General features: G+C 73.2%; 16 protein-coding genes and 1 pseudogene. 14 read left to right on the forward strand and 3 right to left on the reverse strand.

Annotation, left to right across the window (positions count from 1 at the left end; genetic code table 11):
• The first annotated feature begins 70 nt into the window (after positions 1–70).
• The 3 genes and pseudogenes from DEF28_RS05325 (at position 71) to DEF28_RS28945 (ending at position 2975) form a co-directional block, all read left to right on the forward strand.
• Positions 71–826: a ComF family protein gene (locus tag DEF28_RS05325; protein ID WP_114398243.1), complete on the forward strand. Its 756-nt coding sequence runs from the start codon at positions 71–73 to the stop codon at positions 824–826.
• A gap of 841 nt (positions 827–1667) precedes the next feature.
• A complete protein-coding gene (hpf, locus tag DEF28_RS05330; protein WP_114398244.1) occupies positions 1668–2357 on the forward strand; it encodes a ribosome hibernation-promoting factor, HPF/YfiA family in 690 nt (229 codons plus the stop codon).
• A 224-nt stretch (positions 2358–2581) separates the two neighbouring features.
• Positions 2582–2975: pseudogene (locus DEF28_RS28945) on the forward strand (response regulator transcription factor).
• Between the two features lie 19 nt (positions 2976–2994).
• Here the strand turns inward: DEF28_RS28945 and DEF28_RS05340 are convergent.
• Positions 2995–3339 carry a hypothetical protein gene (locus DEF28_RS05340; protein WP_114398245.1) on the reverse strand — a complete coding sequence of 115 codons (345 nt, stop codon included), beginning with the start codon at positions 3337–3339 and terminating at the stop codon, positions 2995–2997.
• Between the two features lie 218 nt (positions 3340–3557).
• Here DEF28_RS05340 and secA point away from each other — a divergent pair, with 218 nt between their 5' ends.
• Positions 3558–6434, forward strand: coding sequence for a preprotein translocase subunit SecA (secA, locus tag DEF28_RS05345; RefSeq protein ID WP_114398246.1), 2877 nt, complete (start codon positions 3558–3560; stop codon positions 6432–6434).
• A gap of 106 nt (positions 6435–6540) precedes the next feature.
• Here the strand turns inward: secA and DEF28_RS05350 are convergent, their stop codons facing one another.
• Both DEF28_RS05350 and DEF28_RS05355 read right to left on the reverse strand, forming a co-directional pair.
• Entirely contained in the window at positions 6541–7929 is a 1389-nt protein-coding gene (locus DEF28_RS05350) for a PTS transporter subunit EIIC (protein ID WP_233515112.1), read from the reverse strand.
• A gap of 112 nt (positions 7930–8041) precedes the next feature.
• Positions 8042–8782: a GntR family transcriptional regulator gene (locus tag DEF28_RS05355; RefSeq protein WP_114398247.1), complete on the reverse strand. Its 741-nt coding sequence runs from the start codon at positions 8780–8782 to the stop codon at positions 8042–8044.
• Between the two features lie 186 nt (positions 8783–8968).
• Here DEF28_RS05355 and DEF28_RS05360 point away from each other — a divergent pair, with 186 nt between their 5' ends.
• The 10 genes from DEF28_RS05360 to DEF28_RS05405 all read left to right on the forward strand — a co-directional run.
• Positions 8969–10012: an SIS domain-containing protein gene (locus tag DEF28_RS05360; protein ID WP_114398248.1), complete on the forward strand. Its 1044-nt coding sequence runs from the start codon at positions 8969–8971 to the stop codon at positions 10010–10012.
• A gap of 147 nt (positions 10013–10159) precedes the next feature.
• A complete protein-coding gene (locus DEF28_RS05365; protein ID WP_114398249.1) occupies positions 10160–10396 on the forward strand; it encodes a glucose PTS transporter subunit EIIB in 237 nt (78 codons plus the stop codon).
• Positions 10397–10518: 122 nt separating this feature from the next.
• Positions 10519–10965, forward strand: a complete 447-nt coding sequence (locus DEF28_RS05370; RefSeq protein ID WP_114398250.1) for a PTS sugar transporter subunit IIA — start codon at positions 10519–10521, stop codon at positions 10963–10965.
• A 17-nt stretch (positions 10966–10982) separates the two neighbouring features.
• Positions 10983–11654, forward strand: coding sequence for an HAD family hydrolase (locus tag DEF28_RS05375; RefSeq protein ID WP_114398251.1), 672 nt, complete (start codon positions 10983–10985; stop codon positions 11652–11654).
• 46 nt (positions 11655–11700) lie between these two features.
• Entirely contained in the window at positions 11701–11958 is a 258-nt protein-coding gene (locus DEF28_RS05380) for an HPr family phosphocarrier protein (RefSeq protein ID WP_114398252.1), read from the forward strand.
• A gap of 53 nt (positions 11959–12011) precedes the next feature.
• Positions 12012–13694 (forward strand): phosphoenolpyruvate--protein phosphotransferase, encoded by a 1683-nt coding sequence (gene ptsP / locus DEF28_RS05385; RefSeq protein ID WP_114398253.1) that lies wholly within the window; start codon positions 12012–12014, stop codon positions 13692–13694.
• Positions 13695–13815: 121 nt separating this feature from the next.
• Positions 13816–15471, forward strand: a complete 1656-nt coding sequence (locus tag DEF28_RS05390; RefSeq protein WP_114398262.1) for a glycoside hydrolase family 3 protein — start codon at positions 13816–13818, stop codon at positions 15469–15471.
• A gap of 579 nt (positions 15472–16050) precedes the next feature.
• Positions 16051–16710, forward strand: coding sequence for an HAD family hydrolase (locus DEF28_RS05395; RefSeq protein WP_114398254.1), 660 nt, complete (start codon positions 16051–16053; stop codon positions 16708–16710).
• 96 nt (positions 16711–16806) lie between these two features.
• Positions 16807–17265 (forward strand): DUF6912 family protein, encoded by a 459-nt coding sequence (locus DEF28_RS05400; protein ID WP_114398255.1) that lies wholly within the window; start codon positions 16807–16809, stop codon positions 17263–17265.
• A gap of 247 nt (positions 17266–17512) precedes the next feature.
• On the forward strand, positions 17513–17834 hold a 322-nt coding region (locus tag DEF28_RS05405), incomplete at its 3' end, for an aldehyde dehydrogenase family protein (RefSeq protein ID WP_114398256.1).

Genomic DNA, 17834 nt, shown 5'->3' on the forward strand with positions numbered 1-17834 from the left:
CGCGCCCGGCCGTCCACAGCCGGGAGATTTCCGGTGGCGCGGCCCCGGGCACACCGCAGAGCCTGGGGTCATGCGACGACTCCCTTCCGCGCCCGCCGTCCGCCGCCGCGCCCTCCCCGTCCGCCGGGGGGCGGCCGCCGGACTTGCCGCCTGGCGCCGCCTCGCCGCCGCCACCGGGCTGGCCGAGCTGGTGGACCTGGCCATGGGCGAGCGGTGCGCGGCCTGCCACCGTCCGGGCGGCCCGGTGTGCGCCGCGTGCGCCGACCTGCTGGACCGGCGGCCGCGGCCCTGCCGGCCGCGTCCCGGCTGCCCGCCGGCGTGGGCCGGCGGACCGCACGCGGGGCGCGACCGCGCGGTGCTCATCGCCTACAAGGAGCACGGCCGGCGGGCGCTCGCGGGCCCGCTGGGCCGACGGCTGGCCCGGGTGGCCGCCGCGGGCGGCCACGCCGTGCCGGGCACCGTTTTCGTGCCGGTTCCGGCAAGCCCCACCGCGCTGCGCCGGCGCGGCGGGGATCCGCTGCGGCTCCTCGTGTCGGTGATGGCCGCGGAGCTCGCCGGGCGCGGCTCGCCGCCGCCGGTGGTGCCGGCCCTGCGCCACGTCCGCCCGGTGGCCGACCAGTCCCGCCTCGGCGCCGCGTCGCGCCGGGCCAACCTGGCCGGCGCCCTCGCGGTGCGTCCCGGCGCCGCTGCGCTGCTGGCCGGGCGGCGGGTGGTCATCGTCGACGACGTCCTCACCACGGGCGCGACCCTGGCCGAGGCGGCCCGCGCGCTGCGCGGGAGCGGGGTCCGGCCGCGGGGAGCGGTGCTGCTCGCGGAGCGCGGGTGAGCGCGCGGACGGGCGGGAGGTGCTCCCGGCCCGCGCGGAGCCGGGGAGCGTCAAGAAGCCTTTACCTGGTGCCCGGTTTGCGGCGTTTGGCGTGGTTTGCGGGTGCCGTGCGATGCCCCATCGGCCGGGTCCGTCGAAATTGCCACCTGACATCTGGTGAATCTCGGGCTAGCGTTCCAGACATGGCACCCGTCCGGGTCCGTGGTTGCGTCGGGCACGACGCCGTCCGCAGGGCGGCGTCCGTTCGGCAAGCCGATGCCAGCCGCAGGCGAAACGGCCCACGTAAGGCGACTTTTCGTCGACCGATCACGGTGCGGCTTAGAGGTAAGTCCTGCCTCGCCGGAGGTCCCGATGTCCTCCGGAACCGGGAGAAGGGCAGTAGTGGCGCTCAAGCGCCGCGAACTCCTCAGCAGGCGGATGTGGGGACGAAGACCAGGTCGGCCGGACGGGTGACATGCCTCTCTTCACATGCCCGGGGCAGCGGCCCCGGGCATTCCCCGAGCCGCGCGCGGCGCGCCCGGTCCAGGGCCGGTGAGCAGATCGGCGGCCGGACCGGCCGGCCGCCGAGCGCCGGGTCCGCGCTGAGAAACGCGGGCCGCGTGATCAAAGCCGTACGTGAGTACCGGAGTCCCGTGGGTATACCTACGGCTCCCAGGCAGTGGCCGCCGAACCCTCCGGGCACCGAAGGCGTTCGGACACACCCTGGCACTGGCTGTCGCCATCGGTGACGGCGGAGAGGAGGACGGCCACCTACGCCCTCCGCACGGGCCGCGAGGGCAACGTCACAACACGGAGCCGGCGTGCCGCCGCAGCGCGGCAGCCAGGCGACGAAGGGGGTCAAGTGGACATCATCGTCAAGGGTCGACGCACCGCAGTCAGCGAGAAGTTCCGACAGCACGTCGCGACCAAGCTGACCAAGCTCGCGAAATGGGAGCACAAGGGCATGAGCGTCGATGTGGAGGTGTCCAAGGAACGCAACCCGAAACTCGCCGACCAGCGCGAGCGGGTTGAACTCACGATCCACTCCAGCGGCCCCGTGATCCGGGGCGAGGCGTCCGCCGACGACCGCTACACCGCACTGGACCTCGCCATGACCCGGGTCGAGGCCCGGCTGCGCAAGCTCGCGGACCGCCGCAAGGTGCACAAAGGCAGCAACCGCGCCCCCGTCTCGGTCGCGGCCGCGACCGCCGAACTGGCCGGCGCGGCCCCGCAGCCGGTCCCCACCGCGGTGCCGACCGAGCCCGCGCCCGAACCCGCGCGCGCACCGGCGCCCGCTCCGCGCCGGCCGGCCCGGGCCGCCGACGCCGCGCCGGACGAGGAGTTGATCGAGCTCGACACCCAGGGCGAGGTCCCGGTAATCGTCCGCGAGAAATTCCACTACGCCAAACCCATGACCATTGACCAGGCGCTGATGGAAATGGAACTCGTCGGGCACGATTTCTACCTGTTCCGGGACGAGGAGCGCGACGCCCCCAGCGTCGTCTACCGCCGCAAGGGCTTCAACTACGGGGTTCTGCGCCTGATGGAATAAAGTGACACCCAGCTGATCCGGGCGTCCGGCCCGCGACCGTCCGCGTTCCGCCGGCGGTCGCGGGCCGCGCGATGCGGTGCGGCACCCTCCAAGTTCTCGGCGAATTCCACCCGAACATCAGTGGAAAAGACGCCTGCTGCGCGTGTTGCGGCTGGTCGATGACTCGCCGGACATGCGCGATCCCCCGCGTCGCCGGCGCCGCGTGGGAGGAAGGGACACGAGTCGTGAGCGGGACGCCCCCCACCCGTCGCGAGCCCATCAGGGTCCTCGTCGTGGACGATCACGCGTTCTTCCGGCGCGGGCTGGTCTCCGTCCTCGCGGAGGAGGCCGACATCGACGTCGTGGGCGAGGCCGGCGACGGCGAGCAGCGCCGCTCTCGCCCGGAAGGACAAGGGGCGCTCCCAGCAGGTCCCGGCGCCGCGGCTCACCGACCGCGAGCTGGAGGTGCTCCGGCTGGTGGCGCGCGGCCTGAACAACCGGGACATCGGTCAGAAGCTGTACATCTCCGAGAACACCGTGAAGAACCACGTCCGCAACATCCTGGAGAAGCTCCAGCTGCACTCGCGGATGGAGGCCGTGGTCTACGCGGTCCGGGAGAAGATCCTCGACGTCGACTGACCGGGCCGGCCGCCGGGTCTCAGGGCCCGCCCCACAGCTCGCGGTCCCGCCGCTTGATCCTGTGCAGGGGGGTCGAGTGCGGCTCCTCGTCCTCGTAGCGCGGGTCGTCCAGCACCACGTCGGTGAAGATGTCGGCCGCGAGGCAGACCAGGCCGCCGAGCGCCATCGCGGCCACGCCCGCGCCGAGCAGCCACCAGTTGGGGCCGAGCACGAGCGAGAGGGCGGCCAGGACGAACCCGACGACGATCAGCACCACCGCCACCCAGGACCCGGGACGGCCGCGGTGGCTGTTGGTCGGCGCCCACATGCCCCCCTCCGTCACGTAGCCGCGGATGTAGCGCGTTCCGTGTCTGCTGTAGGCCATGGTCGCCGTCCTCCTGGGCCGACGGAATCGCCATTCGTCTCTTCACGAGGGATAACCCGCACCGAAGCCACTAAACGCAGGCGGATCCCGACCCGGCCGCGGCGCGACATACATGTGGGCCCTCTGAGGCAATAGGCTCGCCTACGATGGAACGCTGGGGGTAACCGGACCGTCCCGCCTCCGGACGCGGGCAACGATCTGCGAGGAGCGGATAGGAAGTGCCAGGCATACTCGACAAGGTCCTTCGCGCGGGCGAAGGCAAGATCCTGCGCAAACTGAAGAAGCTGAAGGACCAGATCAACTCGATCGAGGATGATTTCGTCGATCTGAGCGACACCGAGCTGCGGGAGCTCACCGAGGAGTTCCGGCAGCGCCACAAGGACGGCGAGTCGCTGGACGATCTGCTCCCCGAGGCGTTCGCCACGGTGCGGGAGGCGGCCAAGCGCACGTTGGGCCAGCGGCACTTCGATGTCCAGCTCATGGGCGGGGCGGCGCTGCACCTCGGCAACATCGCCGAGATGAAGACCGGTGAGGGCAAGACCCTCACCTCGACGCTCGCCGTCTACCTCAACGCGCTGGCCGGCCGCGGCGTGCACGTCGTCACGGTCAACGACTACCTCGCCCGCCGCGACGCCGAGAGCATGGGGCGCATCTACCAGTTCCTCGGCCTCGAGGTCGGCGTCATCGTGCCGGAGATGAGCCAGGCCGACCGCCGCAAGGCCTACGCCGCCGACATCACCTACGGCACCAATAACGAGTTCGGCTTCGACTACCTGCGCGACAACATGGCGCTGTCGATCGAGGACTGCGTCCAGCGCGAGCACTACTTCGCCATCGTGGACGAGGTGGACTCCATCCTCATCGACGAGGCGCGGACCCCGCTGATCATCAGCGGCCCGGCCGAGCAGAACTCCCGCTGGTACGCCGAGTTCGCCAAGATCGCCCCGCGGCTGCGGCGCGACGTCGACTACGAGGTCGACGAGAAGAAGCGCACCGTCGGCATCACCGAGTCGGGTGTGGAGAAGGTCGAGGACTGGCTCGGCATCGAGAACCTCTACGAGTCGGTCAACACCCCCCTGATCAGCTTCCTGAACAACTCGCTGAAGGCCAAGGAGCTGTACCGGCGCGACAAGGAGTACATCGTCAAGGACGGTGAGGTCCTCATCGTCGACGAGTTCACCGGGCGCGTGCTGCGCGGCCGCCGGTACAACGAGGGCATGCACCAGGCCATCGAGGCCAAGGAGAAGGTGCGGATCAAGGACGAGAACCAGACACTCGCCAAGGTCACCCTGCAGAACTACTTCCGGCTGTACGAGAAGCTGGCCGGCATGACCGGTACCGCCTCCACCGAGGCGGCCGAGTTCAACCAGACGTACAACATCGGCGTCGTGCCGATCCCGACGAACAAGCCGATGGTCCGCTCCGACGAGCGGGACGTGGTGTACAAGTCGGAGGAGTCGAAGTTCGCGGCGGTCGTCGACGACATCGCCGAGTGCTACGAGAACGGCCAGCCGGTGCTCGTCGGCACGACCAGCGTCGAGAAGTCGGAGCTGCTGTCCAAGCTGCTGAAGCGGCGGGGCGTGGCCCACGAGGTGCTGAACGCGAAGAACCACGCGCGCGAGGCCGCCATCGTCGCCCGCGCCGGCAAGCTCAAGGCCGTGACCGTGGCCACCAACATGGCGGGCCGCGGTACCGACATCATGCTCGGCGGCAACCCGGACTTCATCGCCGACGAGGAGCTGCAGGCGCGCGGGCTCTCCCCGCTGGAGACCCCGGAGGAGTACGAGGAGGCCTGGCCCGAGGCGCTGGAGAAGGCCCGCAAGGAGGTCGAGAGCGAGCACGAGCAGGTCGTCGAGGCCGGCGGACTCTACGTGCTCGGCACCGAGCGCCACGAGTCGCGGCGCATCGACAACCAGCTCCGCGGACGCTCCGGCCGCCAGGGCGACCCCGGCCGGTCCCGGTTCTACCTGTCGCTGCAGGACGACCTGATGCGGCTGTTCAACAGCGCGCGGGTCGAGATCATCATGGACCGGCTGAACATCCCGGACGACCAGCCCATCGAGTCGGGCGTGGTGAGCAAGGCGATCCAGTCGGCCCAGGGGCAGGTCGAGCAGCAGAACTTCGAGATCCGCAAGAACGTCCTCAAGTACGACGAGGTCCTGAACCGGCAGCGCAAGGTCGTCTACGCCGAGCGCCGCAAGGTCCTGGAGGGCGCGGACCTCAAGGAGCAGGTCCAGTCGATGATCGACGACGTGCTCCAGGGCTACGTCCGCGTGGCCACCGCCGAGGGCGACCCGGAGGACTGGGACCTCGACCGCCTGTGGAAGGCGTTCAAGCAGGTCTACCCGGTCAGCTTCACCTCCGACGACCTCATCGAGGAGCACGGCGGCGAGCTGGGCACGCTCACCCCCGACATCATCATCCAGCGGGTGAGCGAGGACGCCCAGGAGGCCTACGAGCGCCGTGAGGAGGAGCTCGGCGCCGACACGATGCGCGAGGTCGAGCGCCGCGTCATCCTCCAGGTCATGGACCGCAAGTGGCGTGAGCACCTGTACGAGATGGACTACCTCCAGGAGGGCATCGGCCTGCGGGCCATGGCGCAGCGCAACCCGCTGATCGAGTACCAGCGCGAGGGCTACGACATGTTCCAGGAGATGCTGGAGGGCATCAAGGAGGAGTCGGTCGGCTTCCTCTTCAACGTCGAGGTGCAGGTCCGCTCGCGTCCGCAGGCCGAGGCCGGGGCGCTGACGGCGTCCAGTGCCGCGGCCACCGCCGCGGCGGTGCCGGTGCAGCCCGCGGCGGCCGAGGAGGGCGCCGCCGAGCCCGAGGCGGCCGCGGCCGCGGCGGACGAGGAGGAGGCCGTGCCGGCCGGGCCCGTCGAGGCGCCGGAGCGCCGGCCCGACGTCGTCGTGCCCGGGTTCGGCGCCGGGCGGCCCAGCCACCTGCAGTACTCGGCGCCCGCCGAGGACGGCACGGTGGAGCGGCACAGCGAGTCCGCCGACGACGAGTACGGCGACGTGCCGCGCAACGCGCCCTGCCCGTGCGGCTCGGGCAAGAAGTTCAAGAAGTGCCACGGGGACCCGGCGAACCGCTAGTCACCCGCACACCGAGGGGCCCCGCACGCGCGGGGCCCCTCGGTCCGTGTCCGGGGCCGCCCGGTCCGCGTCGGCCCGGCAGGTGCCGGCCGGCGCGGACCGGCGGTCAGGTCCGGGTGGCGCCGCCCTCCGGATCGGGGCCGGCGGCGCCGTCGGCCGGGCCCGCCGCTCCGGCAGCGCCGGCAGCGCCGGAGCCCGCCTCGGCCGGGGCCGCCTCCTCGGGCTCGCGGCCCGGGGTCGGGAGGTTCAGCCGGGTGATCAGCAGGTAGAAGACCGCGTAGTACACGGCGAAGTACACGACGCCCAGCAGGAGGACCAGCCACAGGCCGGTGGTGTTCTCCTTGGTCGAGTTGAGCAGCAGGTCGATCAGTCCGGCCGAGAACCCGAAGCCCAGGTGCGCGTCGAGGGCGTTCAGCACCGCCATGGAGATACCGGTCAGCACCACGTGCACCGCGAACAGCACCGGGGCGATGAAGATGAACGCGTACTCGATGGGCTCGGTGATACCGGTGACGAACGCCGTGAGCGCACCGGAGATCATGATGCCCCCCACCACCGTCCGCTGGCCCGGGCGCGCCGCCCGCCACATGGCGAGGGCGGCGGCCGGCAGGCCGAACATCAGCACCGGGAAGAACCCGGACAGGAAGCCGCCGGCGGTCGGGTCACCGGCCAGGTAGCGGTTGATCTCCCCGTGCACCACACCGTTGGGTCCCTCGTAGGACCCGAACACGAACCAGATCGCCGAGTTGACGATGTGGTGCAGGCCGAACGGCAGCAGCAGCCGGTTCACCATGCCGTAGACGCCCGCGCCGACCGCGCCGGAGCCGATGATCCAGGTGCCCAGGCCGTCGATCCACGAACCGACCGTCGGCCACACGAAGCCGAGGACCACCCCGAGCAGCAGCCCAGCCAGCGCCGTGATGATCGGCACGAACCGCCGGCCGCCGAAGAAGCCCAGCCAGGTGGGCAGCTTCGTCCGGTAGTAGCGCTGCCAGAGCAGCGCCGCCACCAGGCCCATGAGGATGCCGCCCAGCACGTCCGTGGGGTTCTTGGCGCCCCAGTTCACCACCGGGCCGTCGACCGTTTCGAGCGTCACCCGCGCGCCGATCCCGCCGCCCAGGTCGAAGAAGATCGCCTTCGTCACGCGGTCGAAGACGAGGTAGCCGACCAGCGCGGCCAGGGCGGTCGAGCCGTCGGCGCGCCGCGCGAACCCGATGGCGACGCCGATCGCGAACAGCAGCGGCATGTTCTCGAAGAGCGCGTTGCCGGCCTGCCCGACGACGTCGGAGACCGGAACCAGCCACGACATCCCGGGCCAGCCGGCCGCGCCGTCCGCGCCCAGCAGGTCCGGCTGGCCGAGCCGCAGCAGGATCGCCGCCGCCGGCAGCACGGCGATCGGCATCATGAGGCTGCGGCCGACGCGTTGCAGCACCGCCAGCAGCGAGGTGGAGCGTGCGGGGGATGGGCCGTTCTCGACGGCCGTTGAGGGATTCACCGTGAGTCCTCCCGAGGATGTGCCACCTGGCGGTGGCTGGTGGGTGTTCGGGGCGGGACCGCGGAATCGGCGGCGCCGGAGGCGTGGACGGCGGGATGGTGAGCGGGGGCCGTCAGCCGGTTCCGCGGTAGAGCGGGTCCAGGGTGGAGCGCAGTTGGTAGCGGTCGGCGCGGTAGGTGGAGATGGCGACCTCGACGCACACCCCGGCCGCGAAGCTGCGCCGCTGCAGCAGCAGGACGGCGCTGCCGGCCGGCAGGCCGAGCAGCCGGGCGTCGGCCGGATCGCACACCCCGGCCTCGATCGTCTGCTCGCCCGAGTCGAGCAGCACGCCGTACTCCTCCTCCAGCAGCCGGTACAGCGACCGGCCGGCCAGGCGCTGGTCGGCCAGACCCGGAGCGACCGCGAGGGGGATGTTGGAGCGCTCGACGGCCATGGGTTCGCCGTCGGCGGTGCGCAGCCGCTCGATGTGGTGGACCGGCGCTCCCGGCCGGATGGCGAGCAGGCGGGCCAGGTGGCCGCTCGCCGGGTCGATCCGGCGGGCGAGGTCGCGCGACCCGGGCTCGAAGCCACGCGCGCGCATGTCCTCCGTGAACGAGGCCAGCCGCAGCGACATCTCGATCTTCGGCCGGGCGACGAAGGTGCCCTTCCCCGGGACGCGGTACAGCTTGCCCTCCGCCACCAGGTGGTCGATCGTCTGCCGGACGGTCATCCGGGACAGTCCGTATCGGGCGCCGAGCTCCCGCTCGGAGGGGATGGCGTCGTCGACCGCGAGCCCGGACTCCTCGATCCAGTCGAGGAGGATCTCCCGCAGCTGGGAGTACTTGGGGATGGGGCTGGCGGGATCGATCGTCATGGAGGGCGCCTGTTCGATTTCGGACGTGTCGGATAGGGTGCCACTGGTATAGGCCGGACTAGACCACGCCGGCTCCCCCCGTGTCAATGCCCCGGCCGGCCGGACCATCCGGCGTCCGGGAGGGCCACCGTGCCGGCACGCGGCGGAGTCGGCCGCCGACGCTACCAGCGACCGGAAGGGGCCGGAATGACCAGCAGACCGAGCGTGATGAGCCAGGAGATCGCCGAGCAGCCGGCGGCGATCCACGCCACCCTGGAGGAACTGCTGCCGCGGTCGGCCGAGATCGCGGCGCTGGCGCGGACCACCCGCCAGGTGCTGTTCATCGCGCGCGGGTCCTCTGACAACGCCGCGGTCTACGGCGGCTACCTGGTGCAGGCGCACGCGGCCCGGCTGGCCACGCTGGCCTCCCCGTCCGTCGCCACGTCCTACGGAGCGCGGCTCGACCTCTCCGGGGTGCTGGCGGTCGCCCTCTCGCAGTCCGGCCGCACCGAGGAGATCGTCGCGACCATGCGGTGGGCGGCCGAGTGCGGCGCCCGCACGATCGGCATCACCAACGAGGCGGACTCCCCGGTGGCCCGGCTCGCCGACCTCGCCCTGGTGACCCGGGCCGGCGACGAGGTGGCGGTCCCCGCCACCAAGACCTACACCACCCAGCTCGCGGCCCTCGCCGTGCTGGCGCTCGCGCTCGGCGCCCCACTGGACGCCGGCGAGCTGCGCGAGGTCCCCGCGGCCATCGAGCGGCTGCTGGCCCGGCCGGAGGACCGGCTGGACGCCATCGTGGAGCGCCTGGTCGGGGTGCACGGCGCGGTCGTCTCCGGCCGCGGGCTGGCGTTCTCCACCGCCCTCGAGGCGGCGCTCAAGCTCAAGGAGGCGTGCTACCTGCACGCCATGGGGCTGTCCTACGCCGACCTGCTGCACGGCCCCATCGCGGTCGTCGACGCCGCCACGCCCGCGCTGCTGGTCGCCGCCGACTCCGGGCCCACGCTCTCCGGCACGGTCGCGCTCGCCGAACGCGTGGCCGCGGCGGGCGCCCCCGTCTACGGGATCGGCGGCGGTGCGGCGCTGGCCGGCGCCTGCGACCTCGCGGTTCCCGGCCCCGACCTGCCGGAATGGCTCGCCCCGCTCGGCCTGATCGTGCCGGCCCAGCAGCTCACCGAACGCCTCGCCCGCGGCCTCGGCCACGACCCCGACCGGCCGCGGGGGCTCGGTAAGGTCACCCAGACGTCCTGACCCCTCCGCTGTCCGGCCGCGCCGCCCGCCCCCAAACGGGGGGAGGCGGCGCGGCCGGCGGAGTGATCCAGATTAAGCTCAGCTGTGATCGGCATCGCGCGGAGGCGGGCGGACAGGCCCGCCCCGGCCCCGACCTGGAGGTAGTAGATGGCAGACAAAGCGGCCGCGATCGTGGCGGGGCTGGGCGGCGCGGCCAACATCACGGAGATCGAGCCGTGCATCACCCGGCTGCGTACCGAGGTCGTCGACCCCAGCCGCGTCGACCAGGCCGCGCTCAAGGCGGCCGGGGCGCACGGGGTGCTCGTCTCCGGGACGGTGGTGCAGGTCGTGGTGGGCCCCGAGGCCGACGCGCTCAGCGACGACATCGCCGATCTGCTCGACTGACTGACCCGGCCCCGGAACCACCGGCGCCCCGCGCGGTCGGCGCGCCGCCCCGCACCGCCGCGGTGCCCGCCGCCGGCCCGCGCCGCCTCCCCCCGGTTCCCGCCAGCGAAAGGAGCAGGTCCGTGCTCTCCGTTCTCTCCCCCGTAGCCGGCACGGCGGTGGGACTCGCCGAGGTGCCCGATCCCGTCTTCGCCCAGGCCATGGTCGGTCCCGGCACCGCCGTCCGCCCCCATCCGGGGCCGCAGGACGCGGTGTCGCCCGTCGACGGCCGGCTGGTCAAGCTGCACGCGCACGCGTTCGTGGTGGTCGGCGAGGGCGGGCGGGGCGTGCTCGTCCACCTCGGTATCGACACCGTGAAGCTCGCGGGCGCCGGCTTCGAACGCCTCGTGGACGAGCAGGCGGAGGTGGCCGCCGGGCAGCCGCTCATCCGATGGGATCCCGCCGACGTCGCCGCGCGCGGGCTGTCCTCCATCGTCCCGGTGGTCGCGCTGGACGCCGAGGGCGACGTGATCTCCCGCGCCGTCAGCGGCGCGGTCGAGCGCGGCACGCCGCTGTTCCGCTGGGCCTGACAAGGAGACGACGCCAGATGACCGACCTGACCGGCACGGACGGGTCCGCGGCGCCGCGGGCCGCCCTCTTCGACCTCGACGGGACGCTCATCAACAGCGAACCGCGCAGCCTCGCCACCTGGGCCAGGCTGCTCGACGCGCACAACGTGCCCTACGACGACGAGCTGCTGCACCGCTTCATGGGCCGCCGCGGCCAGGACGTCTTCGCCGAGTACCCCGACCTCATCCCGGACATCACGCTGGACGTCATCATCGCGGAACTGCGCGTCTACGGTGCCGACCCCGGCCTCCCGCCGGTCGAGCACCTGCCGGAGTCGGTGAAGTTCCTGCAGCGGCTGCACGCCGCGGAGGTCCCCTTCGGGCTGGTCACCTCGGCCGGGCTCGCCTGGGCCGAGACGGCGCTCACCGAGCTCGGCGTGCGCGAGCTGTTCGGCCCGCTCGTCACCGCCGGCGACGTCACCGAGGGCAAGCCCGACCCCCAGGGGTACCTGCGCGGTGCCGAACTGCTCGGCCACGACCCGGAGCACATCGTGGTGTTCGAGGACACCCCCGCCGGCATCGAGGCCGGTCGCCGCGCCGGCATGCGCGTCATCGGCATCACCACCACCCATCCCCCGGCCACGCTGAGCCGCGCCCACCGCGTGGTCGAGCACCTGACCGAGGTCGACTGGCCGGACGTGCTGCCCTGATGCCGACCGCCGGACCCACCGCCCCGACCCGCCGCCGAGGAGCACCGTGCCCGAGCGCCGCCTGACCGTCCGGACCGAAGTCGGGCTGCACGCCCGGCCCGCCGCGCTGTTCGTGCGCGAGGCGAGCGCGCACGCCGGCGACGTGACCGTCGCCAAGGGGGACGGCGCGCCGGTGTCCGCCAAAAGCATCCTGGCCGTTATGGGGCTGGGCGTCCGCCAGGGCGACGAGATCGTCGTCGCGGCGGACGGAGAGCAGGCCGAGTCGGTGCTCGACGCCCTCGCGGCGATCGTCGACGGGGCCTGACCGAACGACCAGACCACCGGGCCGCTCGGTCCGGCGAAGCGAAGGAGGACCACTTGTCGGAGACGCTGACCGGTGTCGGGGTGAGCGCCGGCGTCGGCTACGGGCGGACGTTGCGGCTGACCCGATCTGTGCCGGAGCCGCCCGCCGGCTCCCGGCACGACGGCGACGTCGCGGCCGAGACCCGGCGGGCGATGGCGGCGGTCGAGGAGACCGCCGTCGACCTCACCGAGCGCGGCGAGCGCGCCGGCGGTGAGGCCAAGGACGTGCTCACCGCCCAGGCGCTGATGGCCCGCGACCCCGCACTGGCCGGCGACGTGGAGCGCCGCATCGCCGAGGGCACCGCGGCGGCCCGGGCGGTGTTCGACGCCTTCACCCAGTACCGCGACATGCTCGCCAACGCCGGTGCCTACCTGGCCGCCCGAGTCGCCGACCTCGACGACGTGCGGGACCGCATCGTCGCCCGCCTCCTCGGCGTCCCGCTGCCCGGCATCCCCGAGTCCGGGGACCCCTTCGTGCTGCTGGCCCAGGACCTCGCGCCGGCGGACACCGCGCTGCTCGACCCCGAGCGGGTGCTGGCCTTCGTCACCCGCGAGGGCGGCCCCACCAGCCACACCGCGATCCTGGCGCGTGCCCTCGGTCTGCCCGCCGTGGTCGCCTGCGAGGGCTCCGAGAAGATCGCCGACGGCGCGCAGGTGCTGGTCGACGGCGCGACCGGCGAGGTGGTGGTCGCTCCCGAGCCCGACGTGGTCGAGCGGGCCGAGGCCCGCGCCGCCGCCCGCGCCAGCGCGGCGAGACGCAGCCGCGGTCCGGGCCGGACCGCCGACGGCCACCATGTGCCGCTGCTCGCCAACGTCGGCGGCCCCAAGGACCTGCCGGCCGCCCTGGAGAACGGCGCGGAGGGGGTCGGGCTGTACCGCACCGAGTTCCTCTTCCTGGACCGCGCCGACGCTCCCACCCACGAGGAGCAGGTGGCCGCCTACCGCGCCGTGCTGGAGGCGTTCCCGGGCGCCAAGGTCGTCGTGCGCACCCTGGACGCGGGCGCTGACAAGCCGCTCGCGTTCCTGCCCGCCCCGGCGGAGGAGCCCAACCCGGCCCTCGGCGAGCGCGGGCTGCGCATGATGCGCCTGTTCCCGGACATGCTGGACGCCCAGCTCGCCGCTCTGGCCGAGGCGCACCGGGACACCGAGGCCGACCTCCAGGTCATGGCGCCCATGGTGACCGACGTCGAGGACACCGAGTGGTTCGCCGCCACCGCCGCGCGGGCGGGCATCGAGCAGGCCGGGATCATGGTGGAGGTGCCCGCGGCGGCCCTGCGCGCCGCCCACCTGGCGGAGTCGGCGGCCTTCTTCAGCATCGGGACGAACGACCTCACGCAGTACGCCTGCGCCGCGGACCGCGAGATCGGCACGCTCAGCAGGTTCCAGGACCCCTGGCAGCCGGGCGTGGTGGAGCTGGTGGCCCTCACCGCCGCCGCTGCCGAGGGCGCCGGCCGCCCCTGCGGGGTGTGCGGCGAGGCCGCCGCCGACCCGGCGCTGGCCTGTGTGCTCGTGGGACTCGGCGTGAGCACGCTGTCGATGGGCGCCGCGGCGCTGCCGATGGTGCGCGCGGCCCTCGCCGCGCACACCCTGGAGCAGTGCCAGGCGGCGGCCACCGCGGTCCGCGCCGCCCGCACCGCGGACGACGCGCGCCGCGCCGCCCGGGACGCGCTGCCCGGCCTGGCCGACCTCGGGCTGTGACGGGGCGCGGCGGGGGCGGGCCGCGGCACGCGCCCCCGCCGCGCGCGGGCCGTTAGGGTGGTGGCGGAACGTGAGCCGTCCGTTCCGCCACCACACCTCCACCCGGAAGATCCTCGTGCGCATGTCCCTTCTCCGTTTCCTGGCCCCACTGGGCGCCGGTCTGCTGCTGCTGTCCACCGCCTGCGGGGGAGCCGGCGGCGACCAGGCCGGACCGCGTACGCCGCGGCCGGAGACCTCCGATCCCGCGGAGGGCGCCGCCGTCCTGCTCGCCGACATGAGCGTGGAGGAGAAGGTCGGCCAGCTCCTCGTCCTCACCGCGGCGGGGACCACCGCGGAGGAGAACACCGACCTGGTCAGCGAGTACCACCCCGGCGGCTTCATCTACTTCCCGGAGAACCTCACCGGCGTCGAGCAGATCGTGTCCCTGTCCAACGGGCTGCAGGAGCACGCCGCGGCCGACTCCGGCATCCCGCTCTTCCTCGGCGTGGACCAGGAGCAGGGGCTCGTCTCCCGGCTCCCCGTGGGTGCGCGGTTCCCCGACGCGATGGCCGTGGGCGCCACGCGCGACCCCGAGGCCGCCGCCACCCTCGCCAGCACCACGGCCGCCGAACTCGCCGCGCTCGGCATCAACCTCGACTACGCGCCGGACGCCGACGTCAACGTCAACCCCGACAACCCCGTGATCGGCATCCGCTCCTTCGGCTCCGACCCCGAACTGGTCGGGCAGATGGCCGGCGCCGAGGCCGCCGCGTTCGCCGAGGGCGGGGTCGTGCCGGTCGTCAAGCACTTCCCCGGCCACGGCGACACCGCCGTCGACAGCCACACCGGCCTGCCCACCATCACCAAGTCCCGCGAGGAGTGGGAGCGCGTCGACCTGCCGCCGTTCCGGGCCGCGGTGGACGCCGGCGTCGACATGATCATGACGGCGCACGTCTTCATGCCCGAACTCGACGACTCCGGTGAGCCCTCCACGCTCTCGGAGAACGTGATCACCGGCATCCTGCGCGACGAACTCGGCTACGACGGCGTGGTCACCACCGACGCCCTCAACATGGAGGGCGTCCGGCAGACCCACGACGACGGTGAGATCGCGGTGCGCGCCGTTCTCGCGGGCGCTGACCAGCTGCTCATGCCGCCGGAGCCCCGGACCGCCTTCGACGCGGTGCTGGCGGCCGTGCGGGAGGGCCGGATCACCGAGGAGCGGCTGGACGAGTCGGTGCGGCGCGTGCTCGAACTCAAGCTCCGGCGCGGCCTCTTCGACGCCGCACCGGCCGATCCGGACCGCGCCGCGGACGTGGTCGGCGCCGCCGGCCACGTGGCGGCGGCCCAGCGGGTCGCCGACGCCTCGGTGACGCTGCTCCGCAACGAGGGCGGCGTCCTGCCGCTCCGCGAGGGCGCGGCGGTCCGGGTGACCGGTTCCGGGGCCGAGGAGATCGGTGCCGCGCTGCGGGATCTCGGGTACCGGACCACCGACTCGGCGGATGCCGCCGACGTGGTCGTCGTGGGGACCAACGGCGCGCGCGGCGACGCCGAGCAGCGGGCGCTGGTGACCGGTGCCCAGGCCGGCGACGCCCCGGTCGTGGTCGTCGCCCAGGGCACCCCGTACGACATCGCGGCCCTGCCGGGCCTGGACGGCTACCTGGCGACCTATTCGTCCGTGGACGCCTCGCGAACGGCCGCCGCCCGGGTCCTCGCGGGCGAGGTGAACCCCTCGGGCCAGCTGCCGGTGGACATCCCGGGGACGGACCTGTCGTTCGGGGACGGGCTGGGGTACTGAGCCGGACGCGGGACGGGCACGGGCCGGGGAGACCGTAGGGACGCTCACCCGGACCCGGGCAGTCCACCGCCTGGCCCGCCGATGCGCACGCCACGGGCCGGAGGCGATGAGCCAGTCGGGAACCAACTGGACCGGGAACGGGAGGTCGGTAGTGAACAGGTCCGGTCCGGAGACCTGCCGGACCTCCTCGTAGCCGCCGTCCCGCAACCGGTGTTCGAGGATCGCGGGCTTGTCCAGCGAAGGACGACTGATCAGCCAGTACGCCGGGATACCGAATTCCGCGTACTCCCACTGTTCGCTGCTGGCTGAACACCCAGGTCGCGATGGGCGGAGGCTTCTCGCGTGCGGCCGACCTGGAATGCCAGATCGCCACGCGAGGTCGCCGCAGCCGTCGCAGACCATACGAGCGCGGGCGTGTCGCGGAGTCGTCCGCCGACCGGGGGCGAACTGTGAGGATTCGATCTCCCGCCGACGGGGAAGGCTCTCGGGCCCACGGTGGTCCGGGCGCCGTCGGGGTGCGGGGCCTCCCGCGAAGGGTCCCCCGGAGCGGATGGAGGCGATTCCGTGTCTGTGCCGTCAATGCCGTGTCGAGGCGTCATCACCGACTGGGGCGGCGTCCTGACCTCGCCGTTGCTGGAGACCATCGACGCCTGGCTGGAAGCCGACCGCATCGACCACGAGCGGTACCGCACGGTGATGCACACCTGGGTCAACGGCGCCTACGGCCCGGGTGCGGCCCTGGCCAACCCCATCCACGCCCTCGAACGCGGTGAGGTCGAGCCCAGCGACTTCGAGCGCCGGCTCGCAGCCGAGCTCCGCCTGGTCGACGGCGGAGCGGTCCCCCACGAAGGGCTCCTGGAGCGGATGTTCGCCGGATTCCTTCCCGTCGAGGAGATGTACGCCGCCCTGCGCCAGGCGCGGCGCCAGGGTGTGCGCACCGGCCTGCTGTCCAACTCCTGGGGCAACGGCTACCCCCGCGACAGGTTCGCCGACACCTTCGACGCCGTCGTGATCTCCGGCGAGGTCGGCATGCGCAAGCCCGAACCGGAGATCTTCCGGCACGCCCTCGACCTCCTCGGGCTGCCGGCTGAGGAGTGCGTGTTCATCGACGACATCGAGCCCAACGTGGCCGCCGCCGTCGAGCTCGGCATGACCGGCATCCTGCACCGCGACCCCGAGGAGACCCGCATCCGGCTGGAGGAGAGCTGCGGGATCTCACTGGACCCCATGCCGTCCTGACCGGCGGCACGGGCGGCCGACCGCGCGCGGACCCGCCGACCTTTGGCAGACTCGGCGGGAGAAACCGACCCCGACGCCCGAATGCCGAGACCACCGATGCGCATCTACCTGCCCAGCACCCTGCCGGCCCTGGCCGCGGCCCTCGACGAGGGCGCGTTCGCGCCGGCGCCGCTCCCCGCCTACGGGGTCACCCCCGCGCTGCGTGCCCGGTTCGCCGACGGCGACGAGGAGGAGCTGGAGTACGAGGCGATGCGCGCGGCGGCCGACGCCTCGCTGCGGTTGCTGGCCGCCGACCCGGCCGCCCGGCGCCGCCGCGTGGTGGTCGCCGCCGAGGTCCCCGAGGCGGCCGTGGAGTCCGCGCAGGATCCCGACGACCCGGGCGCGGTGACCGTGACCGCGCCCGTCCCGCTGAAGCGGGTCGCCTCGGCGCACGTGGACGAGGAGGCCGCCGCCGAGGACGTCGCCGCGGCGGCGGCCGAGGACGACCCGGCCCGCGCGGACGAGCACGAGCTGCTCTGGTACGCCACCCAGGAGCTCCGCCACCTCGCGGAGTGAGGGGTCACCCCCGCAGGAGCTGCGAGACCCGCTGCGGTGAGATCTCCAGGTAGCGGGCCGCCTCCCGCCCGCTGAGCCCAGCCGCCCGGAGCCGCCGGACGGCTTCCCGTGACTTCGCGGCGGCGCAGCTGTGGGGATCGGGTAGCCCTCCTCGACACGGTCGTCCCGTGCCGGATGAGCGGTGGGATCGGCGGGTAGGGGGTCCGTACCAGTACCGTCCTCCGCGAGGTCTTCGGAGGTGTGTCCCATGGACGCCGTGACCAACGTTCCCGTCCCGGTGAACGAGCCTGTCCTCACCTACGCGCCGGGCAGCGCCGAGCGGGCCGAGCTCGCGGCGGAGATCGGGCGGCTCGGTGTGGGTGGTGCGGAGCTCGCGCAGACCATCGGCGGTGAACTCCGGTTCGGAGCGGGCCCCTCCATTCCGCTCGTGGTGCCCCACAACCGGTTCCACGTGCTGGGGCGGCTTCCCGACGCCACGCATGAGGACGCGCGTGCGGCGGTGGCGGCGGCGAAGGCGGCGGCGCCGGGGTGGCGGGAGATGGCGTTCGATGATCGGGCGGCGGTCTTCC

Source organism: Marinitenerispora sediminis (genome assembly GCF_003336425.1).
Taxonomy (GTDB): domain Bacteria; phylum Actinomycetota; class Actinomycetes; order Streptosporangiales; family Streptosporangiaceae; genus Marinitenerispora; species Marinitenerispora sediminis.

Bases quoted from the DNA above. Each gene is read 5' to 3' on its own strand.
- DEF28_RS05325 (WP_114398243.1), top strand. From the start codon at position 71: ATGCGACGACTCCCTTCCGCGCCCGCCGTCCGCCGCCGCGCCCTCCCC.
- DEF28_RS05395 (WP_114398254.1), top strand. From the start codon at position 16,051: ATGCCGTGTCGAGGCGTCATCACCGACTGGGGCGGCGTCCTGACCTCG.
- DEF28_RS05375 (WP_114398251.1), top strand. From the start codon at position 10,983: ATGACCGACCTGACCGGCACGGACGGGTCCGCGGCGCCGCGGGCCGCC.
- DEF28_RS05390 (WP_114398262.1), top strand. From the start codon at position 13,816: ATGTCCCTTCTCCGTTTCCTGGCCCCACTGGGCGCCGGTCTGCTGCTG.
- DEF28_RS05400 (WP_114398255.1), top strand. From the start codon at position 16,807: ATGCGCATCTACCTGCCCAGCACCCTGCCGGCCCTGGCCGCGGCCCTC.
- DEF28_RS05360 (WP_114398248.1), top strand. From the start codon at position 8,969: ATGACCAGCAGACCGAGCGTGATGAGCCAGGAGATCGCCGAGCAGCCG.
- DEF28_RS05355 (WP_114398247.1), bottom strand. From the start codon at position 8,782: ATGACGATCGATCCCGCCAGCCCCATCCCCAAGTACTCCCAGCTGCGG.
- DEF28_RS05340 (WP_114398245.1), bottom strand. From the start codon at position 3,339: ATGGCCTACAGCAGACACGGAACGCGCTACATCCGCGGCTACGTGACG.
- DEF28_RS05365 (WP_114398249.1), top strand. From the start codon at position 10,160: ATGGCAGACAAAGCGGCCGCGATCGTGGCGGGGCTGGGCGGCGCGGCC.